11 protein-coding genes and 1 pseudogene are annotated in these 16,727 nt (G+C 72.7%); 3 read left to right on the top strand and 9 right to left on the bottom strand.

The genetic code is table 11. The features are described 5' to 3' along the window. Window positions 1–525 precede the first annotated feature (525 nt). Window positions 526–2,793 (top strand): M4 family metallopeptidase, encoded by a 2,268-nt coding sequence (locus CTZ28_RS14645; RefSeq protein ID WP_121889786.1) that lies wholly within the window; start codon window positions 526–528, stop codon window positions 2,791–2,793. Window positions 2,794–2,877: 84 nt separating this feature from the next. Here the strand turns inward: CTZ28_RS14645 and CTZ28_RS14640 are convergent, their stop codons facing one another. The 9 genes and pseudogenes from CTZ28_RS14640 to CTZ28_RS14600 form a co-directional block, all read right to left on the bottom strand. Next, window positions 2,878–3,762, bottom strand: a complete 885-nt coding sequence (locus CTZ28_RS14640) for a CAP domain-containing protein (RefSeq protein WP_121889785.1) — start codon at window positions 3,760–3,762, stop codon at window positions 2,878–2,880. Between the two features lie 413 nt (window positions 3,763–4,175). Then, a complete protein-coding gene (locus CTZ28_RS14635; protein ID WP_121889871.1) occupies window positions 4,176–4,814 on the bottom strand; it encodes a LysE family translocator in 639 nt (212 codons plus the stop codon). Between the two features lie 63 nt (window positions 4,815–4,877). Then, a pseudogene (locus CTZ28_RS14630) lies at window positions 4,878–5,123 on the bottom strand (acetylxylan esterase); the annotation flags it as partial. A gap of 188 nt (window positions 5,124–5,311) precedes the next feature. Next, window positions 5,312–6,256: a GNAT family N-acetyltransferase gene (locus CTZ28_RS14625; protein WP_121889784.1), complete on the bottom strand. Its 945-nt coding sequence runs from the start codon at window positions 6,254–6,256 to the stop codon at window positions 5,312–5,314. Between the two features lie 41 nt (window positions 6,257–6,297). Further along, window positions 6,298–8,550 carry a peptidase C14 gene (locus CTZ28_RS14620; RefSeq protein WP_259471617.1) on the bottom strand — a complete coding sequence of 751 codons (2,253 nt, stop codon included), beginning with the start codon at window positions 8,548–8,550 and terminating at the stop codon, window positions 6,298–6,300. A 45-nt stretch (window positions 8,551–8,595) separates the two neighbouring features. Continuing rightward, the gene (locus CTZ28_RS14615; protein ID WP_121889783.1) at window positions 8,596–9,426 is read right to left on the bottom strand and encodes an SDR family NAD(P)-dependent oxidoreductase; all 831 of its coding nucleotides are present in this window, start codon (window positions 9,424–9,426) and stop codon (window positions 8,596–8,598) included. Between the two features lie 38 nt (window positions 9,427–9,464). Further along, complete coding sequence (locus CTZ28_RS14610) at window positions 9,465–10,307, bottom strand: amidohydrolase family protein (RefSeq protein WP_121889782.1); 843 nt, start codon at window positions 10,305–10,307, stop codon at window positions 9,465–9,467. Then, entirely contained in the window at window positions 10,304–11,491 is a 1,188-nt protein-coding gene (locus tag CTZ28_RS14605; protein WP_121889781.1) for a mandelate racemase/muconate lactonizing enzyme family protein, read from the bottom strand. Before CTZ28_RS14605 ends, CTZ28_RS14610 begins: the two co-directional genes overlap by 4 nt. Next, window positions 11,491–12,828 carry an aspartate aminotransferase family protein gene (locus tag CTZ28_RS14600; protein WP_121889780.1) on the bottom strand — a complete coding sequence of 446 codons (1,338 nt, stop codon included), beginning with the start codon at window positions 12,826–12,828 and terminating at the stop codon, window positions 11,491–11,493. The genes CTZ28_RS14605 and CTZ28_RS14600 overlap by 1 nt, the downstream gene beginning before the upstream one ends. A gap of 200 nt (window positions 12,829–13,028) precedes the next feature. Here CTZ28_RS14600 and CTZ28_RS14595 point away from each other — a divergent pair, with 200 nt between their 5' ends. Both CTZ28_RS14595 and CTZ28_RS14590 read left to right on the top strand, forming a co-directional pair. After that, on the top strand, window positions 13,029–13,880 hold the full coding sequence (locus tag CTZ28_RS14595; RefSeq protein ID WP_121889779.1) for an IclR family transcriptional regulator: 852 nt from the start codon (window positions 13,029–13,031) through the stop codon (window positions 13,878–13,880). Between the two features lie 1,005 nt (window positions 13,881–14,885). Next, window positions 14,886–16,688: a peptidase C14 gene (locus CTZ28_RS14590; RefSeq protein WP_121889869.1), complete on the top strand. Its 1,803-nt coding sequence runs from the start codon at window positions 14,886–14,888 to the stop codon at window positions 16,686–16,688. Window positions 16,689–16,727 lie beyond the last annotated feature (39 nt).

The following is a 16,727-nucleotide window of genomic DNA, read 5'->3' as shown; positions in this document are numbered from 1 at the left end:
CGGCCCGCGGCATCGTGCCGCCCCAGGCCGCCCCTGCCCAGGCGGCCTGCTCACGCCCCGGTCCACGGAGCACCGGATGCCACGCCGACGCGTCGCCGCTGCCGCCGTCCCGCGCGCTCCGCACACCGTCCGTCCACCGGTTCGGCAGGGGCGCCGCCGGGTGCCGGGGCCGGGCACGCACCATGCGTCGAGACCTTGTCCCGGGGGTTACCGCCGTGCATGGCGGAACCTGCCGTGACTTGAACGGGGGAGGCAGGGGTAGAGGTTCAGCCATCGCGGTGCGCCGGGGCGGCCGACAGCGGCCAATTTGAGCCGTTGAGTTGTTCGAGGCATGACAATTCAACGACTGAAGTGTCACTCTGCTGAACGCACCTTCACACCCCCTCCACGGGGCATCGCCGGGCGCGGGCCACTCAGCCGCCCCACGCGTGCCCCGTACACCCGCGCGTCGCCGGACGGCCGTACCCGGCCCCACCCGCTCTCCCGGTCTCCACCGAGCCCGAGCCTCACAGAAGGAGAACGCCTTTGTTCCGGCAGGACCGTTACCCCCACCGTTCCAGATACACCGCTGCTCTCGTGCTGACCGCCGTGGGCACGCTGCTCGCGGCCGGCGTCCAGACCGGTACCGCCGTGGCCGCCGACCGCGGCCGCTCCGCGAAGATCGAGGCGACCCCGCTGGCCGCCGCCGCACCCGCCCGCCTCTCGGCGACGAAGCGTGCCGCCCTGCTCAAGAGCGCCGCCGCGGCCGCCGCGGGCACGGCGCAGGCGCTGGACCTCGGCGCGAAGGAGAAGCTCGTCGTCAAGGACGTCACCCAGGACGCCGACGGCACCACCCACACCCGCTACGAGCGCACCTACGCCGGGCTGCCCGTCCTCGGCGGCGACCTCGTCGTGCACACCGACGGCGCCCGGCTGACGGTGTCGAAGGCGACGCGGGCCGACCTCGCCGTGCCCACCACCACGCCGAAGGTCTCGTCGGCCACGGTCAGGACGAAGGCACTGGCGGCCGCCGACAAGGCCCGCGCCGAGAGCCCCGAGGTCTCCAGCGCCCCACGGCTCGTCGTCTGGGCCGGCGCCGGCAAGCCCGTGCTGGCCTGGGAGACGGTGGTCGGGGGCGTCCAGCACGACGGGACGCCCAGCGAACTGCACGTCGTCACCGACGCCGCCTCGGGCAAGCAGCTGACGAGCTTCGAAGGCGTCCAGACCGGCACCGGCACCGGGCAGTACAACGGAACGGTGCCGCTCGGCACCACGCTCTCCGGTTCGACGTACCAGCTCGTCGACGGCGACCGTGCCGGACACCGCACGTACGACCTGAACCAGGGCACCTCCGGCACCGGCACCCTGTTCACGGACGACAACGATGTCTGGGGTGACGGCACCCAGAGCAACCGTCAGACCGCGGGCGTGGACGTGGCCTTCGGGGCCGCCGCGACATGGGACTACTACAAGGACGTCTACGGCCGCAACGGCATACGCAACGACGGGGTGGCCGCCTACAGCAGGGCCCACTACGGCAACAACTACGTCAACGCCTTCTGGTCCGACAGCTGCTTCTGCATGACCTACGGCGACGGTTCGGGCAACGCCAACCCGCTGACCGCGCTCGACGTGGCCGCGCACGAGATGAGCCACGGCGTCACCAGCGCCACCGCCAACCTCACCTACTCCGGTGAGTCAGGCGGCCTGAACGAGGCGACCTCGGACATCTTCGCCGCCGCGGTGGAGTTCCACGCCGACCTGGCCGCCGACGTGCCCGACTACATGGTCGGCGAGAAGATCGACATCAACGGCGACGGCACCCCGCTGCGCTACATGGACGAGCCCTCGAAGGACGGTGCGTCCCGCGACTACTGGAGCTCCACGCTCGGCAGCGTCGACGTCCACTACTCCTCGGGTCCGGCGAACCACTTCTTCTACCTGCTGTCCGAGGGCAGCGGGGCGAAGACCGTGAACGGGGTCGACTACGACAGCCCGACCTACGACGGCCGGCCGGTGACCGGTATCGGCATCGACAACGCCCAGCGCATCTGGTACCGGGCGCTGACCACGTACATGACGTCGAGCACCAACTACGCGGGTGCCCGCACCGCGACGCTCCAGGCCGCGGCCGACCTGTTCGGCGCCTACAGCCCCACCTACCTGGCCGTGGCCGACGCCTGGGCGGGGATCAACGTGGGCCAGCGGATCGCGCTGGGCGTCAACGTGGCCCCCATCGGCGACCAGATCAGCGGCGTCGGGCAGGAGGTGTCGCTCCAGACGGACGCGTACACCACCAACTCGGGCGCGGGCCTGACCTATTCGGCGACCGGGCTCCCGGACGGCCTGACCCTCGGCGCGACGGGTCTGATCTCCGGCATCCCGACCACGACCGGCACCAGTGAGGTGACCCTGACGGTCACCGACGACACGGGCGCGAGCGCCACCGCCTCCTTCACCTGGCGCGTGGCCAACATCTACGCCAACGCCACCCGTGTCGACATCCCGGACGCGGGCGCGGCGGTGGAGTCCCCGATCACCGTCACCGGCCGGACCGGCAACGCCTCGGCCACCACCCAGGTCTACGTCAAGATCATTCACACCTACCGGGGCGACCTGACCGTCGACCTGGTCGGTCCGAGCGGAACCGTCTACTCGCTGCTCAACCGCAGCGGCGGTTCGGCGGACAACGTCGACCAGACCTTCACCGTCGACGCGTCCGCGCAGCCCATCGCCGGAACCTGGAAGCTGCGGGTCCAGGACCGCGCCTCGATCGACGTGGGCTACATCGAACAGTGGCAGCTCATCCCCTGAGTTGCCCCGCACGCTCGGCCGGTGCCCCGGGACGCGGACCGCGTCCCGGGGCACCGGTGCGCCATGACTCCTCGTGGCCGCCGGTTACCTGGCGGTCCCGAAGTCCTGGGTCCAGTAATGGCCGGGCTCCGCGAGACCGACGCCGATCTCCTTGAACGAGCAGTTGAGGATGTTGGCCTTGTGGCCGGGGCTGGACATCCAGGCCGCCATGACCTGCTCGGGCGTGGCGTAGCCGTACGCGACGTTCTCGCCGTAGGCGGTCCAGGTGTAGCCGGCCTTCGTGATGCGGTCGCCCGGGGCGGACCCGTCGGATCCCGTGTGCGACATGTTCCGGTGGGACGCCATGTCCTCGCTGTGCGCCTGTGCGGCCTTGCCCAGGGTGTCGTTCAGGGTCAGCGCGGAGCAACCGGCCTTGCCCCGTTCGGCGTTGACGAGTTCGACGATGCGGTTGGTGGTCTCGGACGCGGTCCCCGTGGGCTCCGGAGCGCTCGGCGACTCCGGGGCCGCGGAGGTGTCGGGCGCCTCGGCGGGGGCGCTGGGCGCGGCCGAGGACGTGCTGGGCGCGGGCGTCGGGGTGCTGGGTGCCGGGGCGCTGGGCGGCGTGGTTCTCCAGTGGCCACGGCCGTGGTGCCGATCCGCCCACGACGGCGGGGCGGTGGGCTCGGGCGCGCCGGTCTGCGGCGAGTCGGCCGCGGCGTCCGGAGCGCCCGGCGCCGCCTGGGCTCCGCCCCCGCGGGGGACCCACTGCCGGTCCGCGCCGCGGTTCCGGTCCTGACGCCAGTCGGTGTTGTTCCACCCGCCCGTCGCCGCGGTGTCGCCCGCGCCGCTGAGCTGCCGCTGGCCTCCGCCGCCCGGCCCCTGCCAGTCGACGCAGGCCGCCATGGCGGCGGACGGGACGCCCACGACGCCCACGGCGATGGCGGCGACGAGTATGCGCCGGTGGTGATTGTTCTTGCGGTGGTTCCCCATGCGTGACCTCACTCGGTAATCGCCGAGCGCTCCTTGTGCGGTGTGCCGGCTGCGAAGACCCCGCCCCTCGAACGCGGCGGCGTCGTGCGCGTCGATTCTCAGGAAGGCTTCATTTGCGGCGCAAAGGGCTCTCGTACGATCGCGCCTCGTAGGCCCACCCGCCTCTTGTCAGGAAAGTGCGAGCGTGCAGGCGTGGTTCAGCGGTCGGCTGCGGCGGTTGCCGCTCCGTCAGAAACCATTTGCTGCAAAGAATGCAGCGCCCCTGTCGTCCGTGCGGCGGGCGCTCGCTTCCGGTGGGTCGCACACGGGTGCCAAGAGGGACAAATCCAGAATGTCGCCTGGCGGGTTTCTACTATCCGGCCCGGCCAATTCCCCGGGCGGATGTGAGACATGTCACGGAACCATCCGTGCGGTCAGTCCTTGCGGCCCGTCGCCGCGACGGTCACGCCGAGGCCGATCATCGCGAGCCCGCCGACGCCGCCGACCAGCGAGAGCCGTCGCGGCGAACGGGCGAACCAGTCCCGGGCGGTGGCCGCGGCCAGCCCCCACACGCTGTCCGAGGCGATGGCGATCACATTGAAGACCAGCCCGAGCAGCAGCATCTGGGCCGGCACCTGACCCCGGTCGGGATCGACGAACTGCGGCAGCACGGCTGCGAAGAACACGATGGTCTTGGGGTTGGCCACACCGACCGCGAACCCCTCCCACAGCGTGCGCAGACCGCCCCGGTCCGCCTCGTCCGCGGCGAACGCCGCCTTGAGGGCACCGCGCTGCCGCCACGCCTTGACGCCGAGAAACACCAGATACGCGGCGCCCGCGAGCTTCAGCGCCGTGAAGACCACGACGGAGCGCTCCACGACGGTCCCGATCCCCAGTGCCACGGCCACGATGAGCACATAGGCGCCGAGCGTGTTCCCGACGACCGTGGTCAGCGCGGCGCGCCGCCCGTGTGCCAGTGCCCGCCCGATCACGAACAGCACGCTGGGTCCGGGCACGACGATCAGCAGGAACGACATCGCCGCGAAGGCGAGCAAGCGGTCGGCAGACACCATGGCGCCCATGCAAGCACGGGCGGCCCGGACGGTCAGGCGGTTTTCTCGCCCCGCCCGTTGTCGTCAGTCCAGGTGCCGGGCGAAGAAGGTGTGCGTGGCTGCGCGCAGGCGGTCGCGTTCCTCGGACTCGCCGGGGTGCTCGAAGCGGCCGGTGTCGAGGACGTCCACGACCTCCGGGTGCTCGTGCGCGTACCGGCGCACCGACTCGCCGCTTGCCGTGCTGGGCAGGGTGAGCCGCAGCGGATGGTTGCCGAACGTCGGCACCGTGAGCAGCGCGGCGGCGAACCGTTCGTCCCAGGGGAGCGCCAGATCCTGTCGTCAACTTCCCGTCGTCCGCCCGGAGGGCGGGCCCTGCGGTGTCGTGGGGGTCCCCCTGGTCGAGCGGAGCCGAGAGCTTGGGGGACGTGGCAGGTCGTGGGCGAAGCGAGGCATGCGGTGACTGTTGCCAGCGGTTCGGGCCCGCTCTCTACCCCGCGTCCGCCGCGGCCGGGGCGCGGTCAGAAGGAGTCGCCGAACCAGTGCATCGCGCCGGGCGCGGTGACCGTCGCGCGGACCGCCTCGCGCGGGGCGAGCAGCGGGCGGGCCATGCCGGTGTGCTCGGTGACCGCTTCGGCCGACGGCAGCAGCCGGCGCACCGCGCCGCGCACGGCCGGGACGTCGGGCAGCCGTACGACGATCCCGGTGCGGCCCGCGGCCCGGGCGCGCGCCGCGGCCGTGGCCAGCAGGGCCCGGGCGGTGGCGGACGGAGCCGGCCCGGCGAGGGCGATCTCCACGATCTCGGCCCGCTCCGGGAGCAGCCGCACCACCACGAAGCCGCCCGGCTCCGCCGCCCCGCCCCGGCCTGTGCGCTCGGTGACCAGGGTGACGCACGAGCCGTCGTACCAGTGCGGGAGCCGGCGGCGCCAGTCCTCCTCGGTGCGGACGGTCGTCAGCGGCCGGTCCCGGTCGAACCGGTCGCGCAGGGCCATGAGCCGGGGCAGGTCGCCGGGGGCGGCGGCCCGGACCCCGGCGTGCTCCGCGGCGGGTACGGCAGCGGGGAGCGCCCCGTGCCAGGACGGCGCCGGGAACGTCTCCCAGCCGGCCGACCGGTACACCCCCGGCGTCCCGGTGAACAGCAGCGACCAGGCGCACCCGTCGGCGGTCATGGCCTCGGCCGCGTCCGCCGCCAGGCGCTTGACCAGGCCGCGACCGCGCGCCCGGGGGAGCGTGGCGACGCTGCCGACACAGCCGACCCGCTCCACCGTGCCCGCGGCGGACCGGATCGGCCGGGGCAGACAGTGCACGACCGACAGGACCCGGCCGTCCTCCACGGCGACGAACGTGCGGCCGTGCCGGCCCGGGTCGCGGCGCCACAGCGCGGCCACCGGGGCGGCGCCGAACGCGGTGTGCCACAGGTCCGCGAGCGACGCCTCGTCGTCCGGGGTCGCGGTCCGGAACTGCATACGGGACCTTTCTCGGGTGACGGGGACGGACGGGGCAGGGCTCAGGCGACGAGGTTGTCCGCCACCCGGATCCGCTCGCCTTCGCCGGGCAACGCCCTGCGGGTGACGCCCCGTTCGGTGCACGCGGTGTGCAGCAGCGTCGAGCCGCCGCCGAACGCCTCCGGACGCAGTTCCAGCGTGCCGCCGGTGAGGCGGGCGCCGACCGCCGCGTAGTGGTTGGTGCCGGACGCGATCCGCACATGGGCGACGCCCGTGGACGCGGCGCTGCGGATGCCGTCGAGGTCCCAGACGACGGTGGCGGCGTCCTGCCCGGCGGCCCGGTCGAACAGCGCACCGCCCGAGTTGCCGCCCGCCAGCCGGGTCCCGCCGCTCACACTGATCCGCTGGTCGCGTACGGCGGTCAGCACGACGCCGGTGTCGGTGAGCGTGCCGCCCTCGATCCGCAGCTCCGACGCGCCGACCTGGAGCGGGGCCGCGCCACCGCCGCCGGCCCCGGTGAGGGTGCAGTCGGTGAGCACGACCGGGCCCGAGCCGCGCAGCACGTTGCCGTCCAGGCCGCTGAGGACGCACCGCACGAAGTGCACCGGGCTGGTCACCGGGGTCTGTATCAGCACGCTGCCGGCGGGCAGGTCGAAGGCGCAGTCCGTCACCGTGGTGGGGCGGGACGAGCGGCTGGAGCGCTGGGCGATCGCGAAGAACCTGGCGCTGCACCCCTTGAGCTGCGCGCCGTCGGCGTTGACGACGAGGGTGCCGTCGGTGTCGAAGGTCGGGCGGGGGACGACCCTGACGTTCTCCAGCGTCAGGTCGGTGATCTTCGTGTTCGCGGTGAACCAGGAGCAGACGTGGTCCCGCACGGTGATGCGTTTCGCCGAGATGCCCCACTGGGCGCCGGAGTTGGCGATGTCCATCAGCCCGGAGTTGCCCTCGAAGAGCAGGTCGTGCTCGTACTGCCCATGGGTGGTGAACGGGTTGCCGCCCTCGTCGTCGCCGTCGCCGTGGCAGTTGACGACCTGGCAGTAGGCGGACGCCGTCAGGTCGTTGAGGTGCCGGACGTTGCTCGTGGTGCAGTCGGCGACCCGCCCGTACAGACAGGAGATCTGCTGGGTGAGATAGCCGGCACCGCCGTACAGGACGGTGGGCGGGTTCTTCAGCGAGCAGCTCTCGGTGCGGAACCGGGTGCACCAGCGCCGCATGATCACCGGCCAGAAGGTGCCGGTGGCGTGGATCCCGGACACGTCGCAGTCCACCGCGTACTCGTACGCGACCGGATGGGAGCCGGAGTACTCGTCGTCCACCGCGCCGGTGTCCTGGCCGGCGCCGAGGAAGACCATGTCGCGCACGTGCACCCGCTCCACCGGGCGGATCCGGGTCCAGCTGACGGTGCGGCCCGCTGCCAGCTCCCAGCCGTTGAGGTAGTTCACCCGGACATGTGCGGCGTCGACGATCTCGGTGATCTGCACCAGCTTCTGCAGCTCGCGCTCGTCGGCGCCGCCGCCGGCCACCTCGTCGCCGCGCAGGCACCACCACTGGCCGACCGCGAACGCGGCCGAGTCCGGGACGGGGAAGCAGTCGGTGAGTTCCACGACCCTCGCGGCCAGGGCGTACCGGACGACGGTGTCCGTCGGGGTGCCCGCGCAGTACAGCAGCGCCCCGAACGGATTGTCGTGGGTGTTCCTCTCCATGCCGCCGGTGTGCACCTCGTGGCCGCCGAAGTCGAACTCCAGCCGGGACCGGCCGACCGTGTGCCGGCGCCGGAACAGCAGGTCCGTGTAGGCCTCGATCCGGTGCACCGTGTTATCGCGGATCATCGCGTCGAGCGCGTCGTCGGCCGGGCGCGACGCGTCGAAGTGCCCGAAGCGGCGGAAGTCCAGGACTCCGTCGTGCAGTTGGCGCCAGCGGCCGCGGGCCGGACGGTCGTCGGGGAGCAGCACGGTCCCGCCGTTGTGCGCGGCGGTGGAGCGGGCGTGCCAGCGCAGTGCCATGCCGCCGCCGTCGCCCGCCGTGCGGTAGCCGGCGACCACGGCCAGTTCGCCGTCGGCGCGGGCCCGGGAGGGCAGGGCGAGCAGGCCCGGCACGGTGTCCGCGCAGGTCACCCCGGCCGTCCCCGCCGTGCCGCGGCCCGCGTGCGCGGTGCCGGGCGCCGCGAGCACCGCGGTCGCGGCGAGGGCGGCGCCCAGCCCGCCCGCGCTCAACAGGCTGCGGCGCGAGCCGGGTCGGGGGCGTGGCCGGGCGGCCGGTACGGCTCCCGCCGGAGCCGGGTCTGCGGGTTCGTGGGCCGTGCCGTCGGGTCTCATCGCGGAGGGTGCCTTCCTGTCCGGTGCCGTGCCCGCGCGGAAGCGCTACTCGGCTGTCTCGGGGGTGAGGGTGTTGCGGTAGGGCGGCATGAAACGGGTGCGGGGCATCTGGTCGGCGAGCACGCCGCCGTCGACGACGACGCGGGTGCCGGTGAGATAGGCGCCGGCGTCCGAGGCGAGCAGCAGCAGCGCCCCGGTGCACTCCTCGGGCTCGGCGTACCGGCCCAGCGGGATGCGCTCCCGGTACGCGGCCTCGAACGCCGCGCGGTCGAAGGGGAACGCGCCGTCGATGGGGGTGTCCACCATGCCGGGCGCGATGCTGTTGACGGTGATGCCGTGGGGCGCCAGTTCCACGGCGAGGGTCTGGGTGAGCAGGTCGACGGCCGCCTTCGAGGCGTTGTAGTGCGCCAGCCCCGCCTCGGCGACCAGGGCGTTCTTCGAGGTGACGCTGATGATGCGGCCGGTGACCCGGTCGGCCACCATGTGCTCGGCGATCCGCTGGGTGAGGAAGAAGACGGCGTCGAGATTGACCCGCATCACCCGGTACCAGCTCTCCGGTGTGATCTCGTTGAAGCGCTCCAGGGCGGCGACGCCGGCGTTGTTGACGAGGATGTGCACCGGCCCCGCCGCCGCGCGCACCCGGTCGGCGAAGCCGTGCAGCTCGTCGGTGCGGCTCAGGTCCTGGGTGAGGACGTGGACCGAGCGGCCCAGCGCCTCGATCCGCGCCGCCGTCGCGGTCAGCTCCGAGTCACCGGGCAGGTCGGTGAGCACCAGGTCGGCGCCCGCTTCGGCGAGGGCGGTGGCGAAGGCCCGGCCGAGGCCGCGGGCGGCGCCGGTGACCAGCGCGGTGCGGCCGGTCAGAGCGAAGCGGTCCATGATCGGTCTCCTGTCGTGCGGGGGCGGGGCGCGTCCGGTCAGCCGAGGCCCAGCAGGTCGAGCGAGGGGCGGTGGATCAGGGCCTCCACCGCGTCGCGGTCCAGCGGATCGAGCCCGGGGATGCCGGGGACGGCGGCGATCCGGCGCAGGCCCTCGACGGAGGCGTCGACGGTGGTGAACGGGTAGTCGCTGCCGAACAGGAGCTTCTCCCACACTCCGTAGTCCTGGACCAGCCGCAGGCTGTGCCAGAGCTGGAAGGGGCGGTAGTGCAGCGCGCTGATGTCGGCGTACACATGCCGGTGCTTGCGGATCACCGCGATGCACTCGCCCTCGAAGGGGTGGCCGAGATGAGCGAGGACCATCCGCAACTCCGGGTGCCGGATGGCCACTTCGTCCAGGTGGCGGGGCATCGCGTACGCCAGCCGGGCCTGCGAGACGAAGGTGGTGCCGGTGTGCACCAGCAGCGGCAGCCCGTGCCGCTCGGCGTACGCGTACAGCGGGTCGTACTCCTCGGCGGCCGGGTCGAAACCGGCGTACATCGGCATGAGTTTGATGCCCCGCAGGCCCAGTTCCTGGTGGCCGTGGCGCAGTTCGTCCTGCCAGCCGGGCTGGGTCGGGTCCAGGGCGAGGTAGCCGATGAGCCGGTCGGGCCGGCTCGCGACGTAGGCGGCGACGGCCGCGTCGTCCACCCACAGTCCGCTGCGCCGCGCCTTGCCGCCGACCACGATGGTGCGGGTGCCGGGCGGCGCGGTCGCCGCGTAGTCCGCCCAGCGCACGGTGAGGTCCACCTCGCCCGCGTGGGCCCGTGCCGACTCGGCGCGGAAGGTGTCGTCGAAGTCGTGGCTGTGGCGGAACAGATGCGAGTGGACGTCGGTGATCACGTGCGGTTCCTCTTCTCCCAGCCCTCGGCGAACATGTTCCAGAACAGCTGGGTGGGCGGGTGCTCCGCGAACACCTCGTCGGCCAGCTCCACGCCCAGACCGGGGCGGTCGGGCAGCTCGATGTGCCCGTCCACGACGGGCAGGGCGCCCTTGACCGCGTCGAAGACGTACGGCTCCAGCAGGCCGTCGAAGGTCTCCAGGACGGTGAGGTTGGTGATGCCGAGCGCGGCGTGCACCGAGGCGGTGGTGCACAGCGGGGAGTTGGAGTTGTGCGGCGCGACCGTCATGCCGTGCGCGTCCGCCTGCGCGGCGATCTTGCGGAGTTCCGTGAAGCCGCCCGCCATGGACAGGTCCGGCTGGACGATGTCGACGGCGTTCGCCGCGAACAGCGGTTTGTACTCGTAGCGGTTGTGGAAGTGCTCCCCGCCGGCGATGGGGAACGGGGCCAGGGCGCGCAGTTCGGCGTACCGCTCGATGTGGGTCCACGGCAGGGGCTCCTCGAACCAGCCGATGTCGTACGGCGCCAGCTCGTGCACCAGCCGGCGGGCGGTGCCCATCGCGAACCGGGCGTGCCCCTCGATGTAGAGGTCCACGTCCGGTCCGACGGCCTCGCGGACCGCCTCGACGAGCGCCAGCGAACGGCGCAGTTCGAACCGGTCGAGCTCGTGCAGCCCGGCCCCGAACGGGTCCAGCTTGAGGCCGGTGTAGCCCTGGGCGACGGTGGCCCTGGCCTTGGCGGCGAACACCTCGGGCGCGCGCTCGCCGGTGTACCAGCCGTTGGCGTACACCCGCACCCGGTCCCGGGCCGCGCCGCCGGTGAGGCGGTACGCGGGCACCCCGAGGGCCTTGCCCATCAGGTCGTACAGCGCCTGGTCGACGCCCGAGACGACGATCCCGCCGATGTCGCCGCCGCGCAGGAAGTCGCCCTGGTACAGGCGCAGCCACAGCTCCTCCACGTCGAAGGGGTCGGCGCCGACGAGGTGACGGCGGCCCATCGCCTCGGCCAGGGCGCAGGTCTCCCGCACCCGGTAGGGATGGGTGATCTCGCCGACGCCGGTCAGCCCCTCGTCGGTGTGCAGGCGCACATAGCCGAAGTCGCGCCACGCGGTGCCCAGGGCCAGGGTCTCCACCCGGGTGATGCGGCCCGCGGGACCGGCCGGACGGCTGGTGTTCACGGTCAGCATCAGCGCACCGCTCCGCCCATGGTGGTGGCGTTCTCCAGGTCCTCGGCGCCGCCCTCGGCGAGGGTGTGCCGCACGGCGGTCTCGGTCGCCTCCAGCAGCCGGTCCACGTCCGCGTCGGTGTGGGCGTACGACAGGTGGCTGCGCTTGAGGTTCAGCGGCAGCTCGAACACGCCCTGGTCGACGAGGCGGCGCCGGTAGCCGACGAAGAGGGCGGTGTCGTTGGCGAGCAGGTCGTCGTAACTGCGCGGCTGCGGGCCGGACATGAAGTAGCTGACGAACACCGACCCGTAGCCGGTGACCACGGCCGGCACGTCCAGCGTGCGGTACAGCTCGGCGAGTCCGGCCCGCACCCGGTCGCCGAGCCGGAACACATGCTCGTGCACCGGTTCCTCGCGGAGCTTGCGCACGGTGGCCAGCGCGGCGGCCACCACGTCCGGATGGCCGTTGTAGGTGCCGGCGAAGAAGACCGGGCCGCCGGGCCGCGAACTGAACAGGTCCATGAGGTCGGCCCGGCCGCCGATCGCGCCGACCGGGGCGCCGTTGGCGATCGCCTTGCCCAGGGTGGTGAGGTCGGGGGTGACGCCGGCGAGGGACTGGTAGCCGCCGAGCGCGTGCCGGAAACCGGTGATGACCTCGTCGAAGACCAGGACGCTGCCGGCCTTGGTGCACTCCTCGCGCAGGGCGCGCAGGAACGCGTCGGTGGGCAGCAGGGCGCCCACGTTGTGCGGAACGGGCTCCAGGATGACCGCGGCGATGTCGGGCCCGTGGTCGGCGAAGGCCTGGCGGACCGCCGCGACGTCGTTGAAGCGCAGCACCAAGGTCGCGGCCAGCACCTCGGGGAGGATGCCGGCGGAGGTGGGGTCCGGCCTGCCGACCCGCTCCGGCGCGGAGATCACGTTGAGGCTCACCGAGTCGTGCCAACCGTGGTAGCAGCCCTGGAACTTGACCACCAGCCGGCGTCCGGTCGCCGCGCGCGCCAGCCGCAGCGCGTGGAACGTCGCCTCGCTGCCGGTGCTGGTGAGCAGCACCTTCTCCATGGAGGGGACGAGTTCCACGAGCTGCTCGGCCAGGGTGACCTCGCCCTCCGTGACGGCCACGCCGGTCAGCCCGATCGAGGCGCGGGCGGCCGAGACCGCGGCGGCCACATCGGGGTCGTTGTGACCGAGCAGGGGAGGACCGAAGGCGGCGTGGTAGTCGGTGAACTCCCGGCCCGTGGTGTCCCAGAAGCGGGAGCCCTCGGTGCGGGCGATCACCAGGTCGGTGAGTCCGGGGATGCTGCGCTGGCCGCTGTTGACCCCTCCGGGGATGACCCGGCGGGCGCGCTCGGCGAGCGTCATGTCACTGCTCCTATGCGTTGAATGCGGGTGAAGTGGGACAGGGCCCTGCCCGGCCGCTGTTCCCGGTGCGCCATCCGCCCGGCAGTCATCGCAGGTTCTTCGTTTTTCAGAACGCTGTTCTGTATAGCAGAACAGGCGCTGATGGTAGTTCTCGTGATCCATGTCCGTCAAGGGTCAATGGGTCGATAGACTGTTCTGCTATGCGGAACAATGTGGGTGAGACTCTCGCCGAGGAGGCCTCTCACCAGCCGAAGTACTGGGTCAAGACCGTCGGTCGCGCGGCGGAGATCCTTCAGGTCCTCGCCTCCGGAGCGCCCGGGCAGGGCCTGAGCGTCACCGAGATCGGCCAGCGGTGCGGCATCTCCAAGAGCGCGGCCTTCGGGATCCTGCAGACCCTGCGGCACTACGCCCTGGTGGCCGACGAGGGCGAGGGCATGAACCGGCGCTACCGCCTGGGCATGGGCCTCGCCCGGCTCGGCGAACGCGCCCAGGAACAGGTGTCGCTGCGCGATGTCGCACGGCCCGTGCTGCGCAGGCTGAGCGCGGAGTGCGGGCTCGCCTCCCGGGTCGCCGTGCTGGAGAGCGGCCATGCCGTGGTGATCGACCAGGTCGACCTGGACTCCGGGCCCCGGCTCGATCTGCGCATGGGCACCCGGGAGTTGCCGCACTGCTCCGGGCTCGGCAAGGCGCTGCTCGCCGCGATGCCCGAGGACCGGGCCCGCGCGCTGATCGCCCACGCCGGGCTGCCCCGCCGCACCAGCCGCACCATCACCGACGTGGAGACGCTCTTCGCCCACCTCCGGGACGTACGCACCGCCGGCTACGCGCTCGACGACGAGGAGGACGCCGACGGGATCTTCTGCATCGGCAGCGTCGTCCGCGACCACGCGGGGCACACGGCCGGCGCGATCAGTGTCACGGGGCTCAAGCTCGACCTGCCGGGCTGGCGCTTCCAGGAACTGGGCCGCCAGGTGCGCGACGCGGCCACCGCCATCAGCCACGCCCTCGGCGCGCGGGCGGAGACACCGGAACCAACGGATCCCCTCTCCTGACCCCCGGGCAGTTCCGGGGCGCCGGCACCGGTGCGGTGGGCCGCAGACCGGGGTGTGTCCGGGGCTGCCCGTGGGGCTGTCGTTCCCGAGATGCGGGGTACGGGTGCGGTGCGGTGTGGTCGGCGGTCCGTGGTGCCGTTGTCGGTTTCGCGCGGGGGTTGTTCCGGGCCGTGCCCGGTGTGGGCAGCCGCCCCGGTCCGTGGCGTGCCGGGCGTGCCCTGGGCGGGTAGGCACCGGCGCCGTGGCCGCAGACCAGGGGGCGTGGGTGTGTGTCCGGGTCGGCCCGTGGAGGCCGTCGTTGCCGACGTAATGCCTTGGCCCTGCGTTACGTCTCCGTTTCATCTGTGAAGCGCCTTGACGGCATGGCGTCGAGCACATAGCTTCCTCGCACAAGTCCGGTGGCAGGCGCCGCCGGCGCCGCGGTCGCCGCCGTCCCTGCCCGGGGTGCGCATCCCCCACGACCCGCACCCAGCCATCCGCCCGGCGCACGGCACCGATTGCCCGTGCGCGACCGGCCGGCCCGACGGCCGCCGGTCGACGCCATCGCGGGAACTCCTCACCGCCCATCCGATGAAGGCCTGAGGTCCCGTGAGCGTTTCCACCCGTCCCGGTACAGAGCCCTGTCCCCCTTCGTCCCCGACCCCGCCCACCGCGCCGCCTGCCGCGACGGGCCGCCGCGCCCTGCTCCGGGCCGGCGGCGTGACCGGCCTGCTGGCCGCGGTCACCGCCGCCACGGCCGGCACCGCCGAGGCGGCACCGGGCGCCGAGTCCACGGCGTCCGGCGTCCGCGCCGTCGACACCGTCGCCCGCCTGCGCGCCATCGAGCCGGACAGGCTGCGCGACGGCTCGGTGGCCGTCGTCGCCGGCTACCGCACCCCCGGCGACGGGGGCGGCATGGTCGTGCGCTGGGACGCCGCCGCGACCGCCGCCCACAACGGCGGCACGGTGCTCGCGCCCGCCGGCGCGGGCCGCAAGGGCCGCTGGCGGCAAGTGCACGACGGCGTCATGGACTTCCGCAGGTTCGGCGTGTTCGACGACTCCGCCCCCGCCGACGCCGCGCTGGACGCGATGGTCGCCGACGGCTCCGTGCACCGCGTCGAGGCCCACACCGATCTGCTGTTCACCGAGCGGCACACATTCGGCCGCTCCCGCATCGAGCTGGACTTCGGCGGCCACCGGGTCAGCACCGAGGGCATCGAGAAGAACTCCTACGACAACCCCTTCGGCGCCGTGCTGTACTTCCGCGGCGAGGTCACCGACACCGTGGTGAAGTCGGCCCTGTCCACGGCCATGCCCGATCTCGCCGACGTCTTCGAGGTGCCCGACTCGGGCCGGTTCCAGGTGGGCCAGTGGTGGGCGGTGGAGATCGACGCCCCCGCCGGCGGCGGCAAGTACCAGAAGGAGGTGCAGAAACTCGTCCAGGTCACACAGATCGTCGACGCGACACACCTCCGCGTCAACTACAAGATCGGCTGGGAGCTGGCCGCGGGCCGCACCTTCACCTGGACCAGGGTCGAACCCGTCGAGCGTGCCCACGTGCGCAACATGGTCTTCGAGGGGGTGGCCGACGGCGACACCTACACCGGCTCCCATCCGGTGGCCTACGAGTACGCCGTCTCCTGCGACGTCTCCGGCATCGACGCGACCGGCACGTTCTGGCCCGTCGTCATGCGCCGCTGGTGCACCTACTTCCACACCTACCAGTGCCAGTTGACGAACCCGGCCTCGGTCACCTGGGGCGGCGCCGGCTATCTCACGCAGCAGATCTACTGCCTGTACGGCCATGTCGAGGACTGCCACGTCGCCAACGCGCGCCATCTGAACGACTGGACCGCGTCCGCCTACGGCCATGTCACCAACTGCCACGGCGACGGCGACGACCAGGGCCCGTTCGTCACCCACGGCCAGTTCGAGCACGACCTCGTCTACACCGGCAACTCGGGCCTGATGACGTTCGCCAACTCCGGCGCTGCCTGGGGCTCGGCCGCCAAGCGGATCGCCGTCCGCAAACACATCTGCTCCTGGTTCGTCGCCCGGGTCGCCGTCACCGACCTGACGCTGGAGGACATGCACGTCATCGGCAACTCCCAGGCGGGCTCCGGCATGCTCTGGGTGAACGCCGACGGCGTGCAGATCCGCGGCTGCACCGCCTCCGGACCCCTGGTGATCAGCCAGACCTCCAGCCGCTCCCGGCGCCCCAACGTGATCGCCGACTCCGGCTTCACCCAGGGCAACGCCTACCCGGTCACCGCCGCCACCGTCGCGTCGGACCTGCACCTCCAGCGCGTCGTGCTGGGCGGCCTGGACGGCAGCGCCTTCAACGGCACCGGCACCCTGGTCCTGGCGGACTGCACGCTCACCGGCGCCCCCGAGGCCGCCCCCACCACGGTCTCGCACCGCGACATCACCGTGCGCGGCGGCACCCTCGCCGACACCGGACTGCGCCTGAACTCCGCGCACGACCAGCGGCTGCGGATCGATTCGGGCACCCGGATCACCGGCACCAACGGCGCCGCCGCCCTGCTGACCCGCACCGGCGGTGAGCGCACCGTCACCTGGCACCTGGACGGCCTGGTGTCCGAGGCGGCCGACGCCGCGACCGCCCACCTGCTGATCACCGACGGCCCCAACCGCTACCAGGCCACGGGCTGCGCCTTCGCCGGCGGCCGTCTCGAACTCAAGGGCGGCGCGTTCCCGTCCGGCAGCCATCTGCTGCACAGCGGATGCGTCGAGGACGGCACCGAGCGGACCGCGCTGCCCGAGGAACGGGCCGAGGTCCGGCACACCGCCGGCAACCTGCTGATCTGAACCGTACGGACCCGCCGGCGCCACCGCCCGGGAACACCG

This window comes from Streptomyces shenzhenensis, assembly GCF_003688995.1.
GTDB classification, from domain to species: domain Bacteria; phylum Actinomycetota; class Actinomycetes; order Streptomycetales; family Streptomycetaceae; genus Streptomyces; species Streptomyces shenzhenensis_A.
This window is presented reverse-complemented; position numbering and strand designations above follow the sequence as displayed.

Excerpts from the sequence above, each read along its gene's own strand:
- CTZ28_RS14635 (WP_121889871.1), bottom strand. The coding sequence starts at position 4,814 with ATGGTGTCTGCCGACCGCTTGCTCGCCTTCGCGGCGATGTCGTTCCTG.
- CTZ28_RS14625 (WP_121889784.1), bottom strand. The coding sequence starts at position 6,256 with ATGCAGTTCCGGACCGCGACCCCGGACGACGAGGCGTCGCTCGCGGAC.
- CTZ28_RS14600 (WP_121889780.1), bottom strand. The coding sequence starts at position 12,828 with ATGACGCTCGCCGAGCGCGCCCGCCGGGTCATCCCCGGAGGGGTCAAC.
- CTZ28_RS14590 (WP_121889869.1), top strand. The coding sequence starts at position 14,886 with ATGGACTTCCGCAGGTTCGGCGTGTTCGACGACTCCGCCCCCGCCGAC.
- CTZ28_RS14615 (WP_121889783.1), bottom strand. The coding sequence starts at position 9,426 with ATGGACCGCTTCGCTCTGACCGGCCGCACCGCGCTGGTCACCGGCGCC.
- CTZ28_RS14595 (WP_121889779.1), top strand. The coding sequence starts at position 13,029 with ATGCGGAACAATGTGGGTGAGACTCTCGCCGAGGAGGCCTCTCACCAG.
- CTZ28_RS14605 (WP_121889781.1), bottom strand. The coding sequence starts at position 11,491 with ATGCTGACCGTGAACACCAGCCGTCCGGCCGGTCCCGCGGGCCGCATC.
- CTZ28_RS14620 (WP_259471617.1), bottom strand. The coding sequence starts at position 8,550 with ATGAGACCCGACGGCACGGCCCACGAACCCGCAGACCCGGCTCCGGCG.
- CTZ28_RS14640 (WP_121889785.1), bottom strand. The coding sequence starts at position 3,762 with ATGGGGAACCACCGCAAGAACAATCACCACCGGCGCATACTCGTCGCC.